General features: G+C 67.2%; 12 protein-coding genes. 7 read left to right on the top strand and 5 right to left on the bottom strand.

The genetic code is table 11. From position 1 onward, the window contains the following. The first annotated feature begins 178 nt into the window (after nucleotides 1–178). From ASE35_RS18255 to ASE35_RS18265, 4 genes are all read left to right on the top strand, one after another. Nucleotides 179–11,440 carry a putative Ig domain-containing protein gene (locus tag ASE35_RS18255; RefSeq protein ID WP_082611358.1) on the top strand — a complete coding sequence of 3,754 codons (11,262 nt, stop codon included), beginning with the start codon at nucleotides 179–181 and terminating at the stop codon, nucleotides 11,438–11,440. After that, on the top strand, nucleotides 11,424–12,227 hold the full coding sequence (locus ASE35_RS18260) for a hypothetical protein (RefSeq protein ID WP_157489557.1): 804 nt from the start codon (nucleotides 11,424–11,426) through the stop codon (nucleotides 12,225–12,227). Before ASE35_RS18255 ends, ASE35_RS18260 begins: the two co-directional genes overlap by 17 nt. A gap of 17 nt (nucleotides 12,228–12,244) precedes the next feature. Next, nucleotides 12,245–12,460: a hypothetical protein gene (locus ASE35_RS20845; RefSeq protein ID WP_082576327.1), complete on the top strand. Its 216-nt coding sequence runs from the start codon at nucleotides 12,245–12,247 to the stop codon at nucleotides 12,458–12,460. Nucleotides 12,461–12,588: 128 nt separating this feature from the next. Next, on the top strand, nucleotides 12,589–13,008 hold the full coding sequence (locus tag ASE35_RS18265) for a hypothetical protein (RefSeq protein ID WP_200943948.1): 420 nt from the start codon (nucleotides 12,589–12,591) through the stop codon (nucleotides 13,006–13,008). 25 nt (nucleotides 13,009–13,033) lie between these two features. On the opposite strand, the gene ASE35_RS18270 is transcribed toward ASE35_RS18265, so the two are convergent. The 4 genes from ASE35_RS18270 to ASE35_RS18285 are packed head-to-tail and all read right to left on the bottom strand — an operon-like array spanning nucleotide 13,034 to nucleotide 19,086. Then, a complete protein-coding gene (locus tag ASE35_RS18270; RefSeq protein ID WP_057164706.1) occupies nucleotides 13,034–15,727 on the bottom strand; it encodes a bpX6 domain-containing protein in 2,694 nt (897 codons plus the stop codon). Next, a complete protein-coding gene (locus ASE35_RS18275; RefSeq protein ID WP_057164707.1) occupies nucleotides 15,720–17,546 on the bottom strand; it encodes a hypothetical protein in 1,827 nt (608 codons plus the stop codon). Before ASE35_RS18275 ends, ASE35_RS18270 begins: the two co-directional genes overlap by 8 nt. After that, complete coding sequence (locus ASE35_RS18280) at nucleotides 17,543–17,965, bottom strand: hypothetical protein (protein WP_057164708.1); 423 nt, start codon at nucleotides 17,963–17,965, stop codon at nucleotides 17,543–17,545. Before ASE35_RS18280 ends, ASE35_RS18275 begins: the two co-directional genes overlap by 4 nt. Continuing rightward, complete coding sequence (locus ASE35_RS18285; protein WP_057159872.1) at nucleotides 17,962–19,086, bottom strand: AAA family ATPase; 1,125 nt, start codon at nucleotides 19,084–19,086, stop codon at nucleotides 17,962–17,964. Before ASE35_RS18285 ends, ASE35_RS18280 begins: the two co-directional genes overlap by 4 nt. Before the next feature lie 503 nt (nucleotides 19,087–19,589). On the opposite strand from ASE35_RS18285, the gene ASE35_RS18290 reads away from it, so the two are divergent. The 3 genes from ASE35_RS18290 to radA all read left to right on the top strand — a co-directional run bounded on the left by ASE35_RS18290 (nucleotide 19,590) and on the right by radA (nucleotide 21,924). Then, nucleotides 19,590–19,895, top strand: coding sequence for a hypothetical protein (locus tag ASE35_RS18290; RefSeq protein WP_056175867.1), 306 nt, complete (start codon nucleotides 19,590–19,592; stop codon nucleotides 19,893–19,895). Between the two features lie 174 nt (nucleotides 19,896–20,069). Then, nucleotides 20,070–20,357, top strand: coding sequence for a hypothetical protein (locus ASE35_RS18295; RefSeq protein ID WP_056175864.1), 288 nt, complete (start codon nucleotides 20,070–20,072; stop codon nucleotides 20,355–20,357). 157 nt (nucleotides 20,358–20,514) lie between these two features. Next, on the top strand, nucleotides 20,515–21,924 hold the full coding sequence (gene radA, locus ASE35_RS18300) for a DNA repair protein RadA (protein ID WP_056175861.1): 1,410 nt from the start codon (nucleotides 20,515–20,517) through the stop codon (nucleotides 21,922–21,924). A gap of 39 nt (nucleotides 21,925–21,963) precedes the next feature. On the opposite strand, the gene ASE35_RS18305 is transcribed toward radA, so the two are convergent. After that, nucleotides 21,964–22,749, bottom strand: a complete 786-nt coding sequence (locus tag ASE35_RS18305; protein WP_057164709.1) for an ankyrin repeat domain-containing protein — start codon at nucleotides 22,747–22,749, stop codon at nucleotides 21,964–21,966. Nucleotides 22,750–24,300 lie beyond the last annotated feature (1,551 nt).

Raw genomic sequence — 24,300 nt, forward strand, 5'->3', positions numbered from 1 at the left:
CCCTCTGTGCTGTAGGGAAGAGGGGCTGGCGAGCCGATCGCTCGTCCTTTCATGATTCGTAGCGGCCTCTCGTCGACTGTCGGCGGGAGGTCGGGTATTGGCAGCGTTCTGCCGGGCTCCCTGATCGGGCCATGGATGGCGATGACTGCTTGGATGGCTATGCTCTGGGGAGAGCGGTATGAACAGGGAAAACGGTCGCGGTGGCCGTAGTTTGCGTACGTTCGCCTGGGGATTCTTGGGCGCGGTGGTGGTGGCGGGCGCGGTACTCGCGTCGGGCGCCCAGCAGCGGCTGATCGAGGCCTTCGGCGCCTCCGCGCCGGACTCGAACTTCTGCGCCATCTATCCGATCGCGGTTCCGGCCTCGCTGCTGCAAGGCGCGGCGCCCGGTACGGTGTTCGAGCGCATGCCGCGCGGCACCGGGGCCGGCAACTACAGCTGGCTGACCTGGTCCGGCCAACCCAGCGCGCCCACCCTGGCCGCCAGCCTGGTACCGCCGGGCGACAGCGATACCTATCGCAACCCCGATGACGCCCAGGATCAGCGATTGGACATCGGCGACTGGGTGCAAGGCGGGCCCGGCTCGATGAACGCCGCACAGGTGCGGCAGAACATGGCCGCCCTGGTGGGGCGCGACATCGTCGTGCCCGCGTACTCGCAGACGCGCGGACAGGGCAACCGCTACGACTACCGCGTCCAGCAGTTCGCGGTGATTCGCCTGCGCGACTACCAACTGACCGGTCATGGCTGGCTGAGCTTCGAGTTCCGCGGTTACCAGCGTTGCTACAACCAGCCGCCGGTCGCGCAGGACCAGAACCTGTCGACGCCGGAAGACACCGCGTTGGCGCTTAGCCTCACCGCCACCGATACCCAGTCGGACAGCTTGACCTATCAAGTGCTGGAGCAACCGCAGCACGGCACGCTCAGCGGCACGGCGCCCGACCTGGTCTATACCCCGGCGCCCAACTACAACGGCCCGGACCGCCTGACCTTCCGCAGCAACGACGGCGAGTTCGACTCCAACGTGGCCACCGTCGCGATCGAAGTGACGCCGGTCAACGACCCGCCGCATATCACCAGCGTGCCGCCGCTGCGGGCGCTGGACAATACGCCGTACCGCTACCCGGTTACGGCCGAAGACATCGACGTCGGCGACGTGCTGACGTATTCGCTGGTGAACGCGCCCGCAGGCATGCGCATCGATCCGGCCAGCGGCTTGATCGAATGGTCGCCCGGCGTCGACCAGGCCGGCGAGCACCCGGTGACTGTGGCGGTCACCGACCGCGCCGGCGCCAGCGATGCGCAGTCCTTCGTGGTGGTGGTGGAGCGCAGCAACCGTCCGCCGCTGATCGTGACCTCGGCGGTGCACGACGCGCCGGAACTGGAGGGGTATCTGTACCCGCTGCGCGCGCAGGATCCGGACCTCGGCGATCTGCTGCGATACGAACTGCTCAAGCGCCCGGATGGCATGACCATCGCGTCCGATACCGGCGATATCGCCTGGAACGGCGCCGGCTGGGCCGGCAACAACCGCCTGCCGAACGCGATGTGCATGGCCGGCGGCGAGCGTACCTCCAGCCTGGCCGCGGCCGCCGACGTGGTGGTGGTGGTCGACGAATCCGGCTCGATGTCGGGCGAGCACGATTGGATCGCCGACTTCGCCGCGCCGCTGGAAGCGCACCTGACCACCAACGGCGTCGGCGACGGTGCCGTCCCCAATCGCTACGGTCTGCTGGCCTACGACCCGGTGCCGCTGCCGATCAACGTCGGCACCACCCTGACCGGCGACTACCGCCAATTCATCACCGCCAGCGCGCAGTTGGCGCTGCGCGGCAGCGGCACCGAGGACGGTTGGCGCGCGGTGCGCCACGCCATCTTCCAGTACCCGCTGCGCGAAACCACCGCGCGCAACATCATCCTGGTCACCGACGAAGACCGCGACAACACCGATGCGTCGATCACCTACGCGTCCCTGCTGGGCGAGATGCGCACGCAGAAGGCCGTGCTCAACGCGGTCGTCAATGCCCGCTTCAAGTGCGGCGACGGCAGCGCGGCCCTGGGTTTGGGCCAGCACAAGGTCGGCTACAAGGCCGATGGCCGCGGCGGCTTCCTGACCTGCGCCAACGCCAGCGCCTACGGCGGCGACGGCACCACGATCGCCGATTACGTCAACATGGCCCTGGAAACTGGCGGCGCGGCCTGGGACATCGAAGTCCTGCGCGACGGCGGCCGAGTGGCGCAGTCGTTCACCAACGCGCTGCTGAAGATCAAGGTGCAGGAAATCCTGCAGCAGCTGCCGACCCGCAATCTGCCCGACGTCTACGTGCACGGCCTGGCGTCCAACGGCGCCACCATCGAACTGGACATCGGCAACCGCGGCTTGGCGCCGGTGGGCGACGCGATCGCCGTGCAGATCTTCGCCGACGACCAGCTGGTGTCGGTGGAAGCCGTGCCGGACCTGGCGGCCGGCGCGCTCTCGCATCTGACCGTTCCGTGGTGGGTGCAGGCCGGCGCCGAGCCGGGTCGCCTGAGCGCGCGCATCCTGGTGCCCACGCAGGTCGCCGAGTGCGCCACCGACAACAACGCGCTGGACGTGGCCTGGGTGCGCGCGCGCGTCACCGACCGCGCCGGGCTGTACGCCGAGCAGAGTTTCTCGGTGCAGGTGATCGACCAGAATCAGGCGCCGACCATCACCTCGACGCCGGCGGCGACCACCGGCGTCGGCCGACGCTATGTCTACGCGCCGACGGTGGCGGACCCGGACCGCGGCGACGCGATGTCCTACGCGCTGGCGACCGCGCCCATCGGCATGGCGGTCAACCGCCTGACCGGCGAGCTCACCTTCGTGCCGGATGCCTCGCAAGCCGGGACGCACACGGTGGAACTGGTGGTGCGCGACCTGGCCGGCGCCGAGGCGCGCCAGCGCTACACGCTCAGCGTGGATGCGGCGATCCTGCCGCCTCGCTTCGTCTCCGAACCCGAGCGCCGGGCGGTGCAGGGCACGCTCTACGCCTACGCGACGCAAGTTACCGCGGCGCCGTCGTCCGAGCTGCGCTACGACGTCTTCATGGGCCCGACCGGTCTGAGCATCGACGCCGCCACCGGCGCGGTGCAGTGGCAGGTGCCCGCCGCGTTCGCGGGCAAGAGCGAGCGCGTGGTGCTGCGCGTGCGCGACCAGCACGGCAACTACGATCTGCAGGTCTACACCTTGCTGGGCGATCTGCCCAATCAGGCGCCGCGCATCACCAATGCGCCGGCGCTGCAGGCCACGCTGGGTTCGGCGTATTCGTATTCGCCCACCGTCAGCGACGTCAACGTGCTGGAGCAGTTCGCGTGGCAGGGCACGATCCTGCCGCCGGGTTCCGACGTCGATGGCGTGAGCGGGCGCTTGAACTGGCCCGCCGCCTCGGTGAGCTCGCGCTATCCGGCCGCAATGGCGGCGGCCAATCCGTTCTGCCTGGCGCGCGACCCGGCGCTGGGCGAGTTCGCGCCCGGTTCGCGCTGGGCCAACACCAAGGTGCGGTTCCCGACCCAGCCGCTGGTGGGCCCGATCCTCGACACCAACATGGACGGCCAGCTGACCTCGGCCGACCTCACCGCGGTGGTGGCGATCAGCTGGACCGACACCACCGTCGGCAATCGCCGCCTGCATGCCTTTGACGCCCACACCGGCGAAACCCTGTGGAGCTATAACCAGCGCACGCCGGATTGGTACATCCAGCCGGCGATGGCCGATCTGGAAGGGCAGGGCAATGTCTCGATCCTGTTCGTGGACAGCCAGCGCTACCTGGTCGCCTTGCGCCCGGACGGCAGCCCGCGCTGGGTCAGTAACGTGCCGGTGGCCGCCAATGCGCTGAACTACAACGCGATCAGCGTGAGCGACCTGGACGGCGACGGAACCTCGGAGATCCTGATCGGTCCGTCGGTGTTTACGGCTGGCGGCACCCTGAAGTGGCAGTTCCCGGCCAGCGCCGACAGCCGCGGTCAGGCCCTGGCGATCGACCTGGATCAGGACGGCCGTCGCGAAGTGCTGTATCGCGGCGAGATCCGCGATGCCAACGGCGCGCTGCGCAAGAAGCTGCCCAGCGCCTTGGACGGCACCGTCAATTATGCGTATTACGCGCCGGTGCGCGTGGCTGGCAGCGCGCGTGCGCACATCGCGATCAGCGAACACACCAGCCGCGGCTATCGCTTGAGCCTGGTGGACGCCGACGGCAACAACGTGTGGTTGCGTACCGCGCAGGTCTCCACGGCCGGCCCGCTGCTGGTCGCCGATTTCACCGGAGACGGCAGCGAGGACATCTTCGTGGCTGCATCCGGTCGCCTGCATTCCAGCGCCGGCGGCGAGACCCTGTGGGATATCAGCGGCGCGACCAACTGGAGCGCGAACAATTCGCGCGCCGCGATGGCGGCCGATATCGACCGCGACGGCGAATTGGAAATCTTCACCACCAACCCGGGCTATGTGCAGGTCGTGGCCGGACGTACCGGTGCGGTGCTGTGGCGCTTCACCGGCATGAGCGACCATCACTCGCACACGCCGACCCTGGTGGACCTGGACGGCGACGGCAATGCCATGCTGCTGGTCAGCGAAAGCAACGCCCTGCGTGCCTACGGCTCGACCACACTGCCTTGGCATGCGGGCTCGCGCGTGCTGCATCAGAGCGCCTTCGCGCTGGATCAGGTCCGCAGCGATCTGCGGCCGACCCCCACCGATGTTTCGCGCCCGCCCGCGGCCCTGTATGTGCAGGGCCAGCGTCAGGCGGTGACCCAGGCCACCACGTTCCGCTCCGACCTGCGCGTCTCGGCACCGTACGGCGCGCAGAACGCCGCTGGCCTGACCCTGACCGCGGACGTCGTCAATCGCGGCACGGCCGGGAGCCGCTCGCTGGAGGTCGCGTTCTATCGGGGCGGCGTCGATGCCGGAAGTCTGATCGGCAAGGCGACCGTGCCGCCCGTCGCGCCCGGGCAGAGCGTGGCGGCGCAGCTGGCGACCACGATCGAGGCGGTCGGCAGCGAGGAGGTCACCGCGGTGATCCTCGCCGCCGCCGACGAGAACGAGTGCGAAGTCGGCAACAACATGGCGTCCGGCCGGGTCGCGTCGATCGCCGTCGCCGATCACGGCGGGCTGCAGGCCCGGCTGCTGTGGGTGGTGGCGGTCAGCGAGCGCATGCTCGCGCCCAGCATCACCAGCACCGCGCCGCGCAACGCGATCGAGCATCAGGCCTACCGCTACCAGGCCGCGGCGACCTCGCCGCACCTGGGCGACGCGGTGACCTACGAGTTGAGCAGCGCGCCGGACGGCGCGGTGGTCAATCCGCGCACCGGCGAGCTGACCTGGGTCCCGCGCTGGGGCCAGGTGGGTCGCTTTACCTTCGTATTGGCCGCACGCAGCCTCAACGGCAACGCCACCCAGCAATCGTGGACCGTCGACGTAGCGGCCTCGACCGAGCCCAACCAGGCGCCGACCATCGTTTCGACCGCGATCACGGCCGCGACGGTGGACCAGGTCTATCGTTACGACGTGCGCGCCACCGATCCGGAAGGCCAACGCATCCGCTATTCGTTGGAGGGCGCGCCCGCGGGCATGCAGATCGATGCGCGCACCGGCACCGTGCTGTGGCAACCGAGTACGGCGCCGGCCACGCCGGTCGCGGTCAAGGTGGTCGCGACCGACGAGCGCAACGCGCGCGCGGAACAGGCCTACGCGATCAAGGTCTACGCCACGCCCAACCGCGCCCCGTCCATCACCAGTACGCCCGGCTTGTCGATGACGCTGGGCCAGGCCTACGAGTACGCCGCGGCCGCCGTCGATCCGGACGGCGATCCGTTGAGCTACGTCTGGAACCGCCTGCCCGCGGGCGCTGCGATCGGCCCGGCTTCGACCGTGCGCTGGACGCCGAGCGCCGCGCAGACCGGCGCGGTCGAGTTCGAACTGGAAGTGCGCGACGACCGCGGCGGTTGGGCGCGGCAAACCTTCACGGTGTACGTCAACGATCCGGTCAACCATGCGCCGCAGATCGTCAGTACGCCCAATCCGCGCGCGATCGTCGGCCAGGCCTACGTCTACGACGTCGCGGCCGAGGACGCCGATGGCGACGCGCTGAGCTACAGCTTGCTCGAGTACCCGCGCGGCATGGCGATGGCGGCCGACACCGGCCGCATCGAGTGGACGCCGGCGCTGAATCAGATCGGGCAGCACGCGCTCAAGGTGCAAGTGGCCGACGGCCGCGGCGGCGTGGCCTGGCAAACCTTCAGCGTGGAAGTGGTGGAGCAGAGCAGCGGCGGCGGCAACGGCGCGCCGGTGATCCATAGCGCGCCGGCCACCTCGGCCAAGCTGGGGCGTGCCTACCGCTACGACGTGCTGACCTTGGATCCGGACGGCGATCTGCTGGCCTATAGCCTGACCCAGGCGCCGGCCGGCATGACGATCGACGCCCAGACCGGCCGCATCGACTGGCAGCCCACCCAGATCGGCGACTACCCGGTTCGTCTGCGCGTCAGCGACGGCGCGCTGTGGACCGAGCAGGCCTGGCTGCTGCGCGTGGTCGAGGGCCTGGCCTTCAGCGCGACCCTGGATGTGCAGCCGCCGCAGGTCGGTCCGAACGAAGTGGTGACCGTGCAGGTGTTGCCGGTCAATGCCGGCTCGCAGGTCAGCGTGGAACTGCGCATGGACGGCGCTTTGGTGCCGGTGGACGCGAACCTGCGCGCGCTGGTGCAGACCACCCTGATCGGGCGTCATGCCCTGGTGGCGATCGTCAGCGACGGCACCGACACGGTCGAGGTCAGCGGTGAGTTCACCGTTCTGGACGCCAACAGCAGCGAGGGGCCGACCCTGACCCTGACCGCACCGGCGGACGACGCGGTGGTGACCGCGCCGACAACGATCACCGGCTCGGTGCAGGACACCGATCTGGCGGGCTGGAAGCTGTATCTGGTCGACCGCGACGGCAGCAATGCGCAGCAGCTGGCCAGCGGCACCGCCGCGGTGTCCGGCACGCTGGGGCAACTCGATCCCACGCGCCTGCTCAACGGCCAGTACGTGGTCGTGCTGGAAGCCTGGGACAGCGCCGGCCATCAGTCCAAGGCGTTCAGCAGCATCGTGGTCGACGGCGAGATGAAGCTGGGGCATTTCAGCCTGAGCTTCCCCGACGTGTCGATCCCGGTGATGGGTATTCCGATCACCGTCACGCGCACCTACGACACCCGCCGCAGCCACGAGAAGCTCGATTTCGGTTATGGCTGGAGCGTCGACTATCAGAACGTGCGCGTGCACGAATCGCGCACGATCGGCCTGGGCTGGAGCTTGAACGAGTATCGCTCGGGCTTCTTCAGCAACTGGTGCGTGCAGCCGCAGGGCGATCCGATCGTCACCGTCGCGTTGCCGGACGGCAAGCTGGAGAAGTTCCGCGCCAAGGCGATGCCGGAGTGCCAGTTCATCGTGCCCAACATCGACGTGCAGATCGTGTTCGAGGCCCTGCCGGGGACGACCTCCAAGCTGGAGCAGACCACCCTGGGCAGCGTCAGGCTGGCGGGCAACCAGCTGATCGATCTGGGCGAGATCGGTCCGGCGGACCCGAACGACTATGCCCTGACCACCAAGGAGGGCATGCGCTACGACCTGCGCCAGGGCGTCGGCATCCGCCGGGTCACCGACCTGGACGGCAACACCCTGACCTACACCCGCGACGGCATCGTGCACTCCAGCGGCGTGGGCGTGCAGTTCATCCGCGACAGCGCGGGCCGAATCTCCACCATCCGCCTGCCCGACGGCAACTTCATCGACTACACCTACGACTTCGCGGGCAACCTGACCGCGTCGGTGGACCAGCGCGGCGAGGTCACCCGTTACGGCTACCTGGAAGGCCGTTTCCCGCATTACCTGCAGGACATCATCGATCCGCGCGGCGTCCGCGCCTCGCGTAGCGAGTACGACGAGAACGGGCGCCTGATCGCGCATATCGACGCGGAAGGCAGGCGGATCGAATACACCGTCGATCTGGTCGGCCGCACCCAGGTAGTCAAGAACCGCCTGGGCCAGTCGACGACCTACGCCTACGACGAAAACGGTCGCGTGACCCAGGAAATCAATCCGCTGGGCGAGGTCACCAAGCACGGCTACGACGCGTACGGCAACGAGCTCAGCCGCGAGAACGGCGAGGGCGAGGTCTGGCGCTGGGAGTACGACGCCGCCGGCAACAAGATCAGCGAAACCAATCCGCTGAATCAGACCACGCGCTGGACCTACGACAGCCGCGGCCAGGTGCTGACCCAGACCGACGCCAGCGGCGCGACGGTGGCCAACAACGTCTACAACAGCCGCAACGGCCAGTTGACGTCGTCCACCAACGCGCTGGGCCAGAAGACCGAGTACACCTACGCCACCAGCGGCGACTTGGCGAGCGTACGCCTGCCGGACGGGACGACCACGTCGTACGCCTACGACAGTCGTGGCAACAAGACGCGCGAGACCAACGCCCTGGGCGCGGTCATCGTGTACACCTACGACGATGCCGGCCACGTCTTGACCGAGACGCGTACGCGCACTGCGGCGGACGGCAGCACCCGCTCGCTGGTCACCCGCCACACCTACGACGCCAAGGGCAACCGTACCTCCACCACCGATCCGATCGGCCAGGTATCGCGTTGGGAGTACAACGCGATCGGCAAGCAGTCGGCGGACATCGACGCCAACGGCAACCGCACCGAGATGGACTACGACGCGTTCGGCCAATTGGTCGAGACGCGCCATCCGGACGGCACCCGCGACCGCTCGGTGTACGACGCGGAGAGCCGCGTGATCGCCACGATCGACCGCGCCGGGCGCACCACGACCATGGTGTACGACGCGGCGGGCCGCTTGATCGAGACCCATCTGCCCGACGGCGCGGTCAGTCGCATCGGTTACGACAAGGCCGGACGCGAGGTGCGGCGCGAGGATGCGCGCGGCAACGCCACCACCATCGCCTACGACGATGCCGGACGGCAGACTGTCGTGACCGACGCGCTGGGGCGGTCGACCACCACCGCCTACAACGTCAACGGCACCAAGGCCAGCATCAAGGACGCGCTGGCGCGTACGACCAAGTTCGTCTACGACCCGCTGGGCCGACTGGTCGAGACCCTCCATCCCGACACGACGACCGCCGACACCGACAACCCGCGTAGCCTTCTCGGCTACGACGCCCAGGGCCGGAAATCCAGCACGACCGATGAAATGGGTCGTGTCACCGCCTTCGAGTACACGCCGACCGGGCAACTGTCGGCGGTGGTGGATGCTGCGGGTAGCCGGACCACGTTCGCCTACGACGAGATGGGCAACAAGATCGCCCAGACCGACGCATTGGGGCGCGTCACGCAATGGGCTTACGACGACGCCGGCCGCCCGGTCGCGCGGACCTTGCCGGGCGGGCAGGTCGAAACCTGGGCGTACGACGGCAACGGCAATCGCGTCGGCCATGTCGACTTCAACGGCGCGCAGCGTCAGTTCCGTTACGACGCGATGAATCGAGAGCTGGAGGTGCGGCATGCCGACGGCTCCGGCGCGGTCACCACGTACACGGCTACGGGGCAGATCGCCACGCGCACCGACGGCGCCGGCACTGCGAGCTACGGCTACGATGCCGGCGACCGCCTGAACTCGGTCGTGCAGGCCGACGGCGTGGCCATCGCGTATCAGTACGATCCGATGGGCAACCGCCTGCGCATGACCACCGCCAGCCAGGACGTCGCCTACACCTACGACGCGCTGAATCGACTGGCCACCGTCGTTCGCGACGGCGCCACCACCACGTATGGATACAACGAGGTCGGCAGCCGCAGCCTGCTGCAGTTGCCCAACGGCAACCGCGCCGACTACACCTATGACGTGCGCAACCGCCTGAAGACCCTCACCCACCGTTCCGCGGCCAACGCGGTCCTGTTGGGCTTCACCTACACGGTGGACAACACCGGCCTGCGTACCCAGGCGGTGGAGAGCAGCGTGGGTTCGACGCGCACCGTGACCTACCAGTACGATGCGCTCAAGCGGCTCAAGCGCGAGCAAGTGGTCGACAGCACGCGCGGCAACCGCACCACCGACTGGACCTACGACGCGGTCGGCAATCGCCTCACCCAGGTGCGGACCAAGGCCGGCGTCACCACCAGCACGGCCTACACCTACGACGTCAACGACCGCTTGCAGCGCGAGGACGTCGGCGGTGGCGGGGCGGTGCAGTACCGTTACGACGCCAACGGCAGCCTGATTGAACGCAGCGATGTCGCGGGGCTGAGCATGTACAGCTACGACGGCGGCGACCGCCTGATCGATGCGGTCACGCCGACCGGCGCGATGTCTTACCGCTACGATCCGGCCGGCATCCGCCAGGCGCAGACGGTCAACGGCGTGACCACGCGTTACGTGGTCGACCCGACGGCCCGCAACGATCAGGTCATCGAGGAGCACACCGGCGCGCGCGCGGTGCTGTACCTGATGGGCGACGATCGCATCGGGCGCAGCGACGGCGGACAGACGGTCTATCTGCACGGCGACGGATTGGGCAGCACGCGTTTGCTGACCACCTCGGCGGGTGCTGCGGCGGATCGCTACTGGTTCGAGGCCTTCGGCGAAACCGAGTCGCACACCGGCTCCAGCGACAACGCGTTCCTGTTCGCCGGCGAGCAGCTCGATCCCAACCTGGGCTTCTACTATCTGCGTGCGCGCTACATGAACCCGGCCAACGGGCGTTTCACCCAGATGGACGCCTACTCCGGCGACGACAGCGATCCGGTCAGCCTGCACAAGTATCTGTACGCCAACGCGAGTCCGGCCTATTACGTGGACCCCAGCGGCTATTTCAGCGACCTGGGCGGCATGACCATGGGCTTGCAGATCCAGGCGCAGCTGTCGGTAACCGCCGTGCCGTCGCTGGTCACCGCGGGCCTGATCGCCAAGGTGACGCTGTACTCGGTCGCGGCCGTGACCGGCACCTACGTCCTGACCGACGTGCTGATCCGCACCAAGCTGGAGGAGTGCATCAACTCGGCGAAGTCCGGCGAGAACAAGTGCAAGCCGCAGTTCGCCATGTTCCTGGTCGGCGACGACAGCGCCGAGGTGCGCGCGCATGTCGGCGACGCGCTGAGCGAGGGCAAGCCATCGATGCTGTCGCGGCAAGAACCTCCGCACAGCCGCGCTTGGTTGCGACTGAACAAGGGGCCGGGTCGTGCCTGCGCCGGTGGCGCAGGCACGGATTGCGACGAGTATCCCTGGGCGGCCAGTCGCGAAGGCGGCGCGGCCAACGACGTGTCGTTGCGCAGCGTGAACGAATCGCAGAACCGCAGCGTTGGCTCGCATCTGCGCTGGTTCCATGCGCGCTGCGGCATCCCCGCCAACACGCCCAGCCGCAGGTACAAAGTGGTCGCAGTGCGCGGCCTGCCCGTTACAGGCTATGTCTGCTCGCGATAAGCTGATGCGCCGGCGGCTTCTGGTGGCGGTCCTGCTGATCCTGGCAGGCTGCGCCCGAACGCCGCCGGATACGCCGAGCCAGAGCGAGCACGCCATGACCTTGGATCAACGGGTTTCCGGATACGCAGGCACGCCGACGGACTGGCGCCGGTTCCTGGATTGCTGGTCGCGCGAAGTCGGACAGGCGCGCAGCGCGGGCCCGGAGCCGCTGGTCGCGACGGTCGCGTTGCCGCTGGAGGAGGGCGCGCTGGAGCGGACAATCGAGGAACGCCAACGCGCGCTCGGCGTCGCGTTGCCGCGTTCCTATCTGGACTTCATTCGTGCGCAACGTCCGCAGGCGGACTGGCGAACGATCGCGCACGGCACCGGCTTTCTATCGCTGGGCGCGGTCGACACCGTCGCGCGTCTCGACCCGGAGGGATTGGCGCTCGCGCAAGCCCAGCCGCTGCATGCCGACGATGACCGGTACTTCATCTACGGCATCGATCAGGACAGCGCCACGACGCGTTCGCGCTACCTGCAAGACGCCCTCGTGGTAGGTAAGTACGGCGATAGCTTGTACGAGCAGATCGTGCTGTTCCCGCAGGCCCGCACCCGCGACGGGGAAATGGAAGCCGCCTTGCTGGGGTGGTCCGGCACGTTTCGAGCGACGTCTTGCGCCGAGCTGATGCGCCAGCTTCACTACTTGGACCTGGGCCGTTCGGATCAACTGCCGCCGTACGCGCAGGACCGGCTTCGCGGCACCTGTGCCGATGCGATGCCGATGCGCGAGGTCTGGTGGAAGTAGGCGGGGCGTAGCCGATCATGGGAGCCCGCAAACGACGCTATGTAGGCCGGGCGGTCCCGGGCGACGGCTGGCGCGTTTGGGACAACAGCCTGAAACGCTGGTGGGGTAACGTGTTCGCCGAGTATCCGCAGGCGGCGTTGGACGAGCTCAACGGCCAGGGCTCGCCCGAGCGCCTGACCGAATTGGGCAAGCAGTCGCGCCGTCCAAAGGCGGCACGGAAGCCCTCCGGTTAGCGACGCGCGCGTCGCGCGCCGAGCCGATTCGCTATGCTTGAACCGTACTACGCGCGGCCGGCGTCGCCAGTCGGACGGTCGCGTTCCGCGCCCAGCTTTCCATTCCAAGCCACCTCCAGGAACCGATCATGGACGACAAGATCACTCCCGCACCGATTATCGACGCGGACATTCAAGCCCGGACACAGGACTCCGTCGCCACCGCGATGGAGGCGATCGCCTCCCTGCGCCGCGTGTCGCCCGACGCCGCCGACCTGGTCGCGCATTCGGCGGCCGCTTACTTCGACGGCATCTCCCAGCTCGCCCTGGCTAGCCAGGCGGTATTGCTGAAGCAGATGACCCAGGGACTGACCGATCAGGCGCCGAACAACGCCGCGGAAGATGCGCTGGGCATTCTGGCCACAGACCTGTTCATGAGCGCGGCTGCCGCCGTCGCCGCGGCGGCCGGCGCGATGGAAGCCGAGTCGGCGGGCTTCGCCATCGACAAGATCGACCAGAGCATCGCCAAGTACTCCGAGTTGCTACGCAGCCGCGCGGGTCGCGGGTGAAGGCCGGTGCCGCGGCGCCGAAGATTTAAAGCACGGAAATGGCGTGCGCGCTTGAACGTGCGATGAGCACGTCCAATAGACGTCCCGTTGCGTCATGAAACAACAAGTGCTCCGCTTGTTCACGCGCGAACGCCAATGCCCCGGCCGGCCAGTCCACCTTCGCCACCAAGGTTCCATTGTCCAGCCGCACCACGAAGTAGCGGCTGCCTGATGGTTCGTGCAAGCCGACGATCATCCCCAGGCTGAAGGGAACGAAAGTGCAGTGAAACTCCTGTGCGGGAACTTCCTCGCTCAATACGCAGTGCCGATCGACGCCATCGCGTTGATAGCACAGCTCGATCTGCGTCCCGTTTGACAAGCGCACCTGCGGTTGCTGCACCGTGGATAGGCGATGCGGTAGCAAGGGGCGGTCGTCGTGCAGGCGGAGTTCGCTGCGCGCTTGAAGGCGGCGCCCCGGCAGGGCGTAGCTCCAATCTTGCAGGCCGTCCGTCAGGCCCACCAGGTAAATCTCTCGATCGGAGAAGAAGCCGGCGGCGACGATGGGGCCCGGTAGGTCGGCGACATGCCAGAGCACTTCGCGGGTGTCCTTGGCGGTATCGATTACGACAATGCGATTGGCCATGACCACGGTCCAGCCGATGCCATCGAAACGGGGTGCCGCGAACTGCAACACAATCACGCCAAGATCGACGATTGCATGGTTTACCAGGTCCAATCTGGAAACACGCGACGCTTGTTCTCGAGGTGCGATGGCCAGCGCCACTTCGCCGCTGTCGGCGAGGACCAGCTTGAATGCGGGCACGGTATAGCGTTGCCTGATCCGGCCATGCGAATCCAGTATCGCAGCGCCGGATTCACCCAGTGCCACGAGATAACGGCCACCGGGAAGCGCGGCGGCATCGTGTATCTCATGAAGACCGGCCCTTGGAGCTTGCAGCGCTAGGGGTTCGGTTCGTAGCCAAAGCGATTTGTCCGGCTCCGTCTTTGGGCCGGCCCAGCGGGGCACATCGGCGATGAGATAGGGATCGTTCGAAATTTTCAGCAGCCGGCTCAGGTCCTTGCTGCTGAAGTTGTTCTGGCCGGCCGCGCGATCCGCCGCGACGGCGGGCAAAACCGACGTCGCCAGCGCTCGCAAGGTTTCGTTCTTGCCACCACATACGAGCAGGGCCCCTGCCAGAGCCGATCTGGCGCCCGGCTCGGATAGCGGGTCCGACAGAACCTCTATCCTCGCCGCGTAATGCTGCAGCGTTTCCGGTAGCAGGGCGGCTCGCTGCACCAGTGCGCGCGCAGAGAGTTCAGTGCCGGCCTCTTCCGCTGCCTTGAGCCATGCCAGGGCGTGATCGCGAGCGTGCGGCAGCTGCCAGATGGCATCGACGGCGCCGAGCCAGTCGCCACGCTGCACCTTTGCGTGCCCCCATTCCAATCGCAGTTCGTCCGCCAGCTTCGGATGAGAGGCTTGGAGTTGCTGAATCGCCTCCGAGAAGGCGTCGTCTCTTCGCGCTACCTGCAGCGCCCGTTGCGTATCGCCCGAAAGCATGAGCAATCGGATGATCATGCCGGGTGGCATATCCCACCCCAGCGCAAGCTCCGCTGCCTGGGAGTGGCGGCCATGCTTGACCAGGTAGTCGAGCGCCTCCTGACGCGCGTTCAGAAGTTCCGCCAGTACGAACACAGCTTCGTCGATGCCGCCTTGGCGGTCGAATCGCTCGAATGCGGTCCGGTACAGGCGGCGCAGATGAGACTGCAAGTCCTCGCCGATGCCGATGCTCGAAGAGGGGCCCAGGTGGGTGGACAAGCGCAGATCTTGTCGTCTTTGGCCGGCCGAGAAGGCGGGTCCCAACGAGCCCGCGAGGCCGTCCAGCGGTATCGCATTGCGCAAGGCCTCGTTCAGGTCGCCTCTCTCGAACATATTCATCATGCGGCGCAGGTGGGCGCCTTGCCGGTAGCCAATCAGCTTGGCGATCTTCGAGAGCATGGCCAGACGCGCCATTCTTTCGCGCCATGGCTGGGGGCCGTTCGGTCGTCGACGGGGCGAAACCGCCCTGGCCGAGGCGCCGCCGGTCGCCGGGCCTGGGACGGCCTTGAAGAACGCCGAGAGCATCAGGCCGATGATGCTGTCCCGCGCTGCGCCGATGCCATGCTTCAGGGAACGAGGTTCCCCACTGTTGACTTCCCTGCCGGCTTGCTTATCGGCGATATCGCGAAGTAGAGCCTCGCTGTCCTTACTTTGTGGCGGAATCTTGTCGCCCAGCAGGCTGCGCACACTCTTGCCGTCGAGTCGGGGGACTTTCAGGGCGGCATCGGCGATGCGGCAATCGTAGGTATCGTGCAGGGCGTAGCCGCCGACATCTATCGAAGCTGACATGTCGAGTTCGATCGCTTGCTCAAGCGTCAGGCTGAGGACCTGGGCGCCTTGCACGATTCCGATATCGGTGGCCGGAAGCCGGGCCAGCTCGCCAGACGTCAGCGGCGCCGAATACATGCCGCCTTGAATGCGACAAAGCGCCAGCCCCTGCGTGGTCTCGCAAACCAGAATCCGAGGCTGAGGGAAGCACAGCGCGTCCCCGGTCGCGAAGCGGTAGGCGCGGCAGCCTGGCACCCAGGCCGCGAGCAAGCGGGCCGATCGCAGATCGGGTGCGATCCAGCTGGGGAACCAAAGGCCGGACACCGCTTGCTGTCCCCGCCACACAGGGTGGCGGACATTGGCCGAATCACTCATCGGCAGCCTCCGCTTGGCCGCTCACGCTCATCAGCAAGCGGCGACCGCCGTCGCCGAGCAGGATCAGTTGGCCGTCGAGGTTGATCAAGGCGACCAGGTCGCCGTCGATTCCTAGCGATACCGCCATGATGTCTCTCGACGAGCGATAGATGTCTTCGATGCCATCCGGTCCGACCCCGATCAGCCCGCGGCGATCGGCGCTGAGAGCAAGCAATATGTGCTTGGTATGCGTTTGCCCGTCCTTGATCAGTCCCAGTGCCTTCGAGCCCGGCGCGATAGTCAGTTCGTACTCGCGAAAGCCATCCTGTGGCCGGCCCTCGAACAAGCGATATATGCTGGATTTGCTTCTCTTGCCTTCGGGGCGTTGTTCGACGCAGACGGCGCCATTCCATTCCTTGTCGCGCATGGCCCCGCAAAAGAACACCGCGGCGGGTTTCCCCGAAATCGGAAGACTCGTCACCAGCGTCTTGTTTCCGTCGCGATGCACGAGTTTGATCTTCAGTTTGCCGGCCTTGTGCGCGGCATACATCAGCCTCTGCGGGTCGGCCTGCACGAGCGCGACCACCGCTTCGTCCAGAATCACATGCGCGGCATCGCTGCGGCCATGGGACGCGCTGGCGTTGGTCCAGGTCAACAGGCGACCGGCGTTGTCCAGTACGGCGATACGGTGGGTTTTTCCGCCATTGTTCAGCCACACGCAACTGAGCCACCGAGCGAGCCCGGGGGTGACGGTGAATTCTCGGCTGGAAGGGCGTTGTACGGTCTGGAAGCCCCATATTTTCCAGAAGTACAGGTGATGGGCATCGGCTACGATGCCACCGAAGCTGCCTCCAGAGAGCGCGCCGCAAAGCAACTGCGCTCCGGACGACCAGTTGCCGTAACGAGGTTTGGCGGGCTTTTCCTTCTCGCTGCGCTGGATCTTGATGACCATGGCACGGCTTTCGCCCAACAACGGCAAGGCGACGTAATCTCCGCCAATGCTGAGCAGGGGAGGTTGTCGCAGGGACAGTTTTCCTGCGGTCCTTCGATGCGCGGCCGCGTTGGCATTTCCGAGGAAGTCGCCACGCAGCAACTGCGCGGCCTGTTGTGAGGGCGGCATCGGCAGGTCCACGCTGCGCCGATTCTGAGCGCTGCCAAGACGGACATGCAGACGGTGGTCGAAGCCGCGCCGCACCGAACCGACATGGCTGAACGCGTCCACGTTTTCATCGGTCGCCGCCAGCAGCCAGCGTTCGCCGGGGGGAAGGTCGGCGGAGTCGAAGTAGTCGCGCCAGGCTCGATGCCGGTCCGCCCCCGAGACTTCGTGCGTGCGGGCGCTCAGCATGTTCTTCAGCATCGCGGAAGAGTCGTTCTCCGTCAGGACGCCGGGTCTGTGAGCCAAGCCCCACGCGAAACGCATATGCGTCGCCTGCGCGCGACGGGCCAGCAGTATCCACATCGCTACATGCACCAGACGCGCAGCGCCCCACTGCGAGGGGCTGGCGTCGAATACGACGGCGATCAATCCGTCGGATTGGGGCGTGACCAGCCGAGGGGCGAGGAACAGGTGTTCGTGGTAGGCGGCGCGGCGCAGGAACTCGTCCGGCAACGCGTCGGCGAGCGCCCATTCGCTCAACAGCAGGCGTTCGTAAGGGCCGCGCTGGCGCAGGTCGTCGACGCCGTCGGGTTCGATCTTGCCCCGCTGAAGGCGGCTGTTGCCGCGGCTCAACAGCGGATCCAGGCGCAGCAGTAGCTCGCCGACGATCGTCGCTATTTCAGGGTCGAACCAATCCAGCCAGACACTCCACGGCTGAAGTGCCGGCGGCAGCTTCGTCGTCATTGGTCGCCCTTCCAGCGGCTCCGAATCTGCCGCAGCAAACCTGCGTCGGCCGGCAGCAAGCGGGTCAGAGGCACCAATTGCCCTGGCTCCCGCAGTAGTAGCATGGGCATTCGGGGGTGCTTGCGCCGGATCGCCTGCTCCAACAAATCGATGGGAATCGCGGGGCGTTCCGCAACGGGTAACCACAGCGCCGTCGCTTCATCGTGCGGCGCGATGTATTGAACGCCATCCGCCCAGGGCAGTAGCTGCGCCGGTCCCGTCAGTATCAATACGTCGTCGTTGGCTGTCGCCATCAGCCCGGTATCGCCGCCTTGCGCGAGCCGCTCGACGATCGTGAGCAGATGCCGGGCGACCGAGCCGATCCCGATTACGCCCTGGGGTTGAGGCGGGTCGGGTTCATCCCGCCAGGACCAGGTCATGAGTCTGTGTGGGTGCGCTCGATCAGACGAGCGCGCTCGACAGCCAATTCCTCTGGAAGCGAGCGAGGAGTGAAGTTGGCGTCGATCTCGCGCAACAGCGCTTCGGCGATCGTGCGCATTGAGGGCGTGTCCTGCTCGTGCAGGCAGCTGCGCGCGGCTTCCACCAGCCTCGTCGCCCGCGAGACCGGTTGCAGCGCGGCGTGCTCGACGGCGGCGCGCAAGGTCGGATTGGCGGCGGAGACCAAGGAGTCGCGAAGGACCTCCTGCGCACTGGTCTGGGCCTCACGCGTGGGCAGCACGTAAAAGATCGGCCACAGGTCGGCTTCGGTTGCGGTTTGGCGTCCGGCGAGGACCGTTGCGGCCGCAATCAGGCGCTGGGTCTTGACGATCCTTCGGTCCGACAAGCTCAAGCCGGCGCCGCGCAGTTTGCGGATTGCGTTGGCGAGCGCGCCTCGCGCCTCGTCCATATTCACCCGTGCCACTTCGCCGCCGAGTAGGTCGATATCCGTCAGATCGGCAAAATGCGTGACTTTCGCCTGGTCTGCCTGCCAACCTCCGGTCAGCATCGCTTCGAGCCGATGATCGGGCACCGGATCGATGAACAGGTGCAGCAGGAAGCGATCCGCGAAGGCGGCGAGAGATTCATCTTCCGGAAGCGCGTTAGCGGCGCCGATGCAGACCCGGAGCGGGCACGGAAGATCGGTATGGCCGCGTCGGAAGCGGCGTTCGTTCAGTACGCCCAGTAAGGTGTTCAGGATGGCGGTCGACCCCAGGAACACCTCGTCGAGAAAAGCGACCTCGGCCTCCGGCAGCATGCCCGCAACGTCCGTCTCGACCGTGCCCTCGCGAAGCTTGCGCAGATCGACCGGGCCGAAAAGTTCGGCCGGCTCCGTGAAGCGACCCAGCAGGTACTCGAAATAGCGTCCGCCCAGCGCTGCAGCGACCCGTCTCACGACCGCGCTTTTCGCCGTGCCCGGAGGGCCGACGATCAGGAGATGCTCTCTCGCCACGGCCGCCAGAACCATCAATTCCGCCAGTTGCTCGCGCTCGACCAGGCCGGTGGTCGCGGAATGGACGGTCTCGCGTATGCGTGCGGCGGTGCTTTCTATGATTTGAGACATGATTCGGCAGTAGGTGTGCGCCGTGCGAGCCTGGGCCGGCATGGTCGGTGCGGAAGAATCCCCATCACACTTTGCCGGATTTCCGGGGCTGCCGAAAGCCTCGGATCCCGCCCGACCGGATGCGCCCGCCTTCACCAGCGCGCGCGCCTGGTGTCGATGGTGGATGCGGCACGACTTGGTCCGGCATCGGTATTGGGATTGGCGCCCCGTCGTAGCGATGCATTAAGGATCCCATCCAGTGCGGTCGGCTCCGGCGGGATCGCGGCATCGCTCGGCGCACACCAAGTGGCAGGCTCCCGTGCTCGACGATGCAGGCGTCCGCGCCGGATCGTGACGCGCATCTGAACCAGCAGGCGTCGCATCGCGGAACCCGCCCGCGCTACGCCGGTCACACTCGTGGTCGCCTAAGTGCGCGCCGCCGTTGCAGTGTCATCCGGTGAGACGCGCGCTGCCTAGGCTCCTCGTCCGCCGTCGCCGGCGCGCCCTCCCAGGAACCGCCGTCCATGCATTACAGCTCCGCGCAGATCGAAGACGAACTCCAGCGCCTGGACGCCACGCTCGCGCGCGTGGCCGCGCGCGCTGGGCGCGGCCTGGATTACGAGATCGAGCGCCGCCTCGACGCGCATCGGCGCTCGCTCAGCGACATGGTCGGCGCCGATGGCGCGGTGCTGGTGCTGGACACCGTCAACGCGGCCAAGCACGCGATGGGGCAGGAGCGTCCAGGCGACTACCTGGCGGCGATGGAAATGTCGCGGCGCACCCTGGCGCTGGTGGTGCGGCGCATGCTCAATCGCTTCGAGGCCGCCTAAGGCGCGTAGCGCATGCGCGCATAAGCATCGGTACTGAACCGGAGTGTGAACGCCGGCCAGTGTTTCACCGTTCGGCCATCGGCTCTTCACGAAATTTTTCTTGCGCGGTCGCCACCATGGCGCGCCATCGAGCGGCGCGGCCGCTCCGGTGCAGGCGAGGCGAGGAGACGGTCGATGCGCGTGGATGTGTTCGTGGTCGGCGACGAGGAGGGTTACGTCGTCGCGCCCGCCGGGCGGCCGCTGCCGCTGGACGAGATGTTCGCGCTGGGCGCCTTGCGCTTCGGCTGGACCATCGAGAGCACCATGGCCGCGCCGCGTCTGGACTGGCGCGGCATCGCCGCGGATATCGATGCGCGCGGGTACGGGATCGTGCCGCGCGCCGATGTGCCGGGCCTGTTGGCGACGCCGCAGCGCTGGCTGCCCGCGCTGTATCCGGAACACCACCGGCCGCTGGCGGCCTGAGCCGTCGCGGTCGCCTCCTCCCTATAGACGGGTAGGGCGGTAGGCGAGGGCCTACCCCGTCTGGCGGCATCCGCCTACACGCCGTTCAGCCGTTGCGGTCTCGCGCGTTGCGACGCGGTCCCGGTACAGTGCCGGTCAGTTTCCGCCAGCGATCCCCATGTCCAAGCCCGCCAGCAAGCCCGCCTCCAAGGCGCGCACCGCCTACGTCTGTTCCGAATGCGGCGCCGACCACACCAAGTGGCAGGGACAGTGCGGCGAGTGCGGGGCCTGGAACACCCTGAGCGAGTTCGTGGTCGAGCCGGCGGCCAAGGGCGGCGGTGTCGCGGCGACGCGACGCAGCAGTTGGGCCGGGCGCGCCGACGCGCCTGCCGTCACCGCCTTGAAGGACGTGCAGCACGGCGAAGAATCGCGGGTCAGCACCGGGATCGGCGAGTTCGACCGCGTGCTTGGCGGCGGCCTGGTCCACGGCGCGGTGGTGCTGGTGGGCGGCGACCCGGGTATCGGCAAGTCCACCCTGCTGCTGCAGGCCATCGTGCGCATGGCCCAGACCCTGCCGGGCCTGTACGTGACCGGCGAGGAATCCCTGGCCCAGGTCGCCGGGCGCGGCGCACGCCTGGGCCTGCCCCTGGACGGCGTGCATGCGCTGGCCGAGACCGGGGTGGAACGTATCCTCGAACACGCCGCACGCATGAAGCCGGCGCTGATCGTGGCCGACTCCGTGCAGACCTTGTGGACCGAGCAGCTCAGCGCCGCGCCGGGCTCGGTCAGCCAGGTCCGCGAGAGCGCCGCGCGCCTGGTGCGCTACGCCAAGGAAACCGGCACCGCCGTGTTCCTGGTCGGCCACGTGACCAAGGAAGGCGGCATCGCGGGTCCGCGCGTGCTCGAACACATGGTCGACGCGGTGCTGTACTTCGAGGGCGAGAGCGGCAGCCGCTTCCGCGTGCTGCGCGCATTCAAGAACCGCTTCGGCGCGGTCAACGAGCTGGGCGTGTTCGCGATGGGGGACAAGGGCCTGCGCGAGGTGCCCAACCCCTCGGCGATCTTCCTGTCCGGCAGCCGCACCCCGCAGCCGGGCAGCTGCGTGATGGTCACCCGCGAGGGCACCCGGCCGCTGCTGGTCGAGGTGCAGGCGCTGGTCGATTCCTCGCCGCTGTCCAACCCGCGCCGGGTCGCGGTCGGCATGGAGCAGAACCGCCTGGCCATGCTGCTGGCGGTGCTGCACCGCCACGGCGGGGTCGGGGTCGGCGATCAGGACGTGTTCGTCAACGTGGTCGGCGGCATCCGCGTGCAGGAGACCGCGGCCGACCTGCCGGTGCTGCTGGCGGTGCTGTCCTCGCTGCGCGACCGGCCCTTGGCCGAGCAGACCGTGGCCTTCGGCGAAGTCGGCCTGTCCGGCGAGATCCGGCCGGTGCCCAACGGCGAGGAGCGTCTGAAGGAAGCCGCGACCCATGGCTTCAAGCGCGCGATCGTGCCCAAGGCCAATGCGCCCAAGAGCGGAAAGGTGGGCGAGATGACGGTGGTGGCGGTGGAGCGTCTGGCCGATGCGCTGGAGGCGTCGGCGGATTGAGGTCCGCGGTTGGCCGACGTAGGTGGCGCCTTCGTCGCCTTAGCGCACCGATGTGGCGGGCTGCGCGGCGACCGGCGGCTTCGGCTCCGAGGCCTGCGCGCGCTTGGCTTCCTCCAGCGTCGGCAGCGGGATGTCCTTTTCCTCGGTGGGCAGGCCCAGGCCTTTGCGGCTGAACTTGATGCCGTCGGGCATCGGCGGCGGTTTCAGGCCGCGTGCCAGGGCGAACATCTGGCATTTGCGTTGCCATTCGACCATGTGCGGTTTCACTGGCAGCCAGAAGATGGATTCGAGGATGGGCATGCGGTCGCGGTCGTTCGCGAATTTGGCTTCGTCCGAGGCGCGTATCTTCAGTGCGGGGTCGGCCCCGTGCTGCAACAGCCAATAGGCTTTGTCGAAATTGCCCAGGCTGGCGTACCAGTTGAGCACGGTGTTGTGACCGCGCTTGTCGTTGAGCGTGGCGTAGAGGCCGTCGTTGATGCGCGCGCCACGCTCGATCAACAGCTGCACGTTCTGCCATTGCCCGCGCAGGTAGGCCACGTACAGCAGCGACTCGTCGTTGGAGTTGAGCGTATTGGGATCGCCGCCGTGGTCTAGCAACAGCTTGAGATAGATCGGGTTCTTGCTGCGCGCGGCCAGCACCATCGCATTATTACGGTACTGCCCTCGCTTGCGCTCCGGCTCGTGCTTGCGCGCGTTCGGGTCGGCGCCGTTCTCCAGCAGCAGGCGCAGGCCTTCGGGGTTCTCATTGAACACCGGCCAGGCCACCAGCGGCATGTCGCCTTTGTCGAATAAGTGATCAGGGTTGATGCCTTTTTCGTGGGTCATCCAGCGGATCTGCTCAGCCTTTCGGCGGTCGCTGGCCACCGCCAGTTGCAGGGCCGGACCCTCGAAGTAATCGCCMGGGTCCAGCGGCGCAGCGGCGAGGGCGGTAGCGGCAGCGTCATGGCGGCGGTCGTCCTTGGCGTGGGGCGGCCCGAATGTAACAAAGCCGACGTTTCGACAAGGCGGCTTGAAGTGACGGTTTCGGTCCAAGCATGGCGCTGTTCAGGGATAGTCGCCACGTCGCCAAGAGCGCGACATCGTCGGCTCGTGCGCGCTCGAATACATGATCGACGCGGTGCTGTACTTCGAGGGCGAGAGCGGTAGTTGCTTCCGGGTGCTGCGCGATTCAAGAACGCTTCGGCACCTGGCCTGCACCTTCGAGTCGGCGGAGGACTGAATCCACACACCGCCGCGGCGCTGTCAGCGCGCCGGCGGGGATGTCGGCACCGGGCTTGACGTCGCGGGGGACGCCTGCGCGCGCTTGGCTTCCTCCAGCGTCGGTAGCGGAATGTCCTTTTCCTCGGTGGGCAGGCCCAGGCCTTTGCGGCTGAACTTGATGCCGTCGGGCATCGGCGGCGGTTTCAGGCCGCGCGCTAGGGCGAACATCTGGCATTTGCGTTGCCATTCGACCATGTGCGGTTTCACCGGCAGCCAGAAGATGGATTCGAGGATGGGCATGCGCTCGCCCTGGCTCTTGTCATCGAAGTCCGGTGGCAACCACATCTTGCGCGCCGGATCGGCGCCGTGCTGCAAGAGCCAATAGGCTTTGTCGAAATTGCCCAGGCTCGCGTACCAATTGAGTACGGTGTCGTGGCCTTCGTAACTTTCGGATTTCGCGAACAAAGGCTCGTTGATGCGCGCACCGCGCTCGACCAATAACTGCACGTTCTGCCATTGCCCGCGCAGATACGCCACATGCAGCAATGACTCGTTGTTCGAGCTGAGCGTATTGGGATCGCCGGCGTGGTCTAGCAGCAGCTTGAGATAAATCGGGTTCTTGCTGCGCGCGGCCAGCACCATCGCATTGTTACGGTACTGCCCTCGCTTGCGCTCCGGCTCGTGCTTGCGCGCATTCGGGTCGGCGCCGTTCTCCAGCAGCAGGCGCAGGCCTTCGGGGTTCTCATTGAACACCGGCCAGGCCACCAGCGGCATGTCGCCTTTGTCGAATAAGNTTCGGGTCGGCGCCGTTCTCCAGCAGCAGGCGCAGGCCTTCGGGGTTCTCATTGAACACCGGCCAGGCCACCAGCGGCATGTCGCCTTTGTCGAATAAGTGATCAGGATTGATGCCTTTTTCGTGGATCATCCAGCGGATCTGCTCAGCCTTGCGGCGGTCGCTGGCCACCGCCAGTTGCAGGGCCGGACCCTCGAAGTAATCGCCCGGGTCCCAGGGCAGCCGCTCGCCGCTTGCGGGCGGCGCCGCCCAGCACGCAGTCAGGGCGCACAGCATCAGGCCGGCCAGGGTCCAGCGGCGCAGCGGCGAGGGCGGTAGCGGCAGCGTCATGGCGGCGGTCGTCCTTGGCGTGGGGCGGCCCGAATGTAACAAAGCCGACGTTT

This window comes from Lysobacter sp. Root916 (assembly GCF_001429785.1).
Lineage (GTDB): Bacteria > Pseudomonadota > Gammaproteobacteria > Xanthomonadales > Xanthomonadaceae > Lysobacter.

What these genes read in the sequence shown, in the direction of transcription:
- ASE35_RS18255 (WP_082611358.1), top strand. Translation starts at nt 179, where the DNA reads ATGAACAGGGAAAACGGTCGCGGTGGCCGTAGTTTGCGTACGTTCGCC.
- ASE35_RS18285 (WP_057159872.1), bottom strand. Translation starts at nt 19,086, where the DNA reads ATGTCTCAAATCATAGAAAGCACCGCCGCACGCATACGCGAGACCGTC.
- ASE35_RS18290 (WP_056175867.1), top strand. Translation starts at nt 19,590, where the DNA reads ATGCATTACAGCTCCGCGCAGATCGAAGACGAACTCCAGCGCCTGGAC.
- ASE35_RS18270 (WP_057164706.1), bottom strand. Translation starts at nt 15,727, where the DNA reads ATGAGTGATTCGGCCAATGTCCGCCACCCTGTGTGGCGGGGACAGCAA.
- radA (WP_056175861.1), top strand. Translation starts at nt 20,515, where the DNA reads ATGTCCAAGCCCGCCAGCAAGCCCGCCTCCAAGGCGCGCACCGCCTAC.
- ASE35_RS18295 (WP_056175864.1), top strand. Translation starts at nt 20,070, where the DNA reads ATGCGCGTGGATGTGTTCGTGGTCGGCGACGAGGAGGGTTACGTCGTC.
- ASE35_RS18305 (WP_057164709.1), bottom strand. Translation starts at nt 22,749, where the DNA reads ATGACCCACGAAAAAGGCATCAACCCTGATCACTTATTCGACAAAGGC.
- ASE35_RS18280 (WP_057164708.1), bottom strand. Translation starts at nt 17,965, where the DNA reads ATGACCTGGTCCTGGCGGGATGAACCCGACCCGCCTCAACCCCAGGGC.
- ASE35_RS18260 (WP_157489557.1), top strand. Translation starts at nt 11,424, where the DNA reads ATGTCTGCTCGCGATAAGCTGATGCGCCGGCGGCTTCTGGTGGCGGTC.
- ASE35_RS18275 (WP_057164707.1), bottom strand. Translation starts at nt 17,546, where the DNA reads ATGACGACGAAGCTGCCGCCGGCACTTCAGCCGTGGAGTGTCTGGCTG.
- ASE35_RS18265 (WP_200943948.1), top strand. Translation starts at nt 12,589, where the DNA reads ATGGACGACAAGATCACTCCCGCACCGATTATCGACGCGGACATTCAA.
- ASE35_RS20845 (WP_082576327.1), top strand. Translation starts at nt 12,245, where the DNA reads ATGGGAGCCCGCAAACGACGCTATGTAGGCCGGGCGGTCCCGGGCGAC.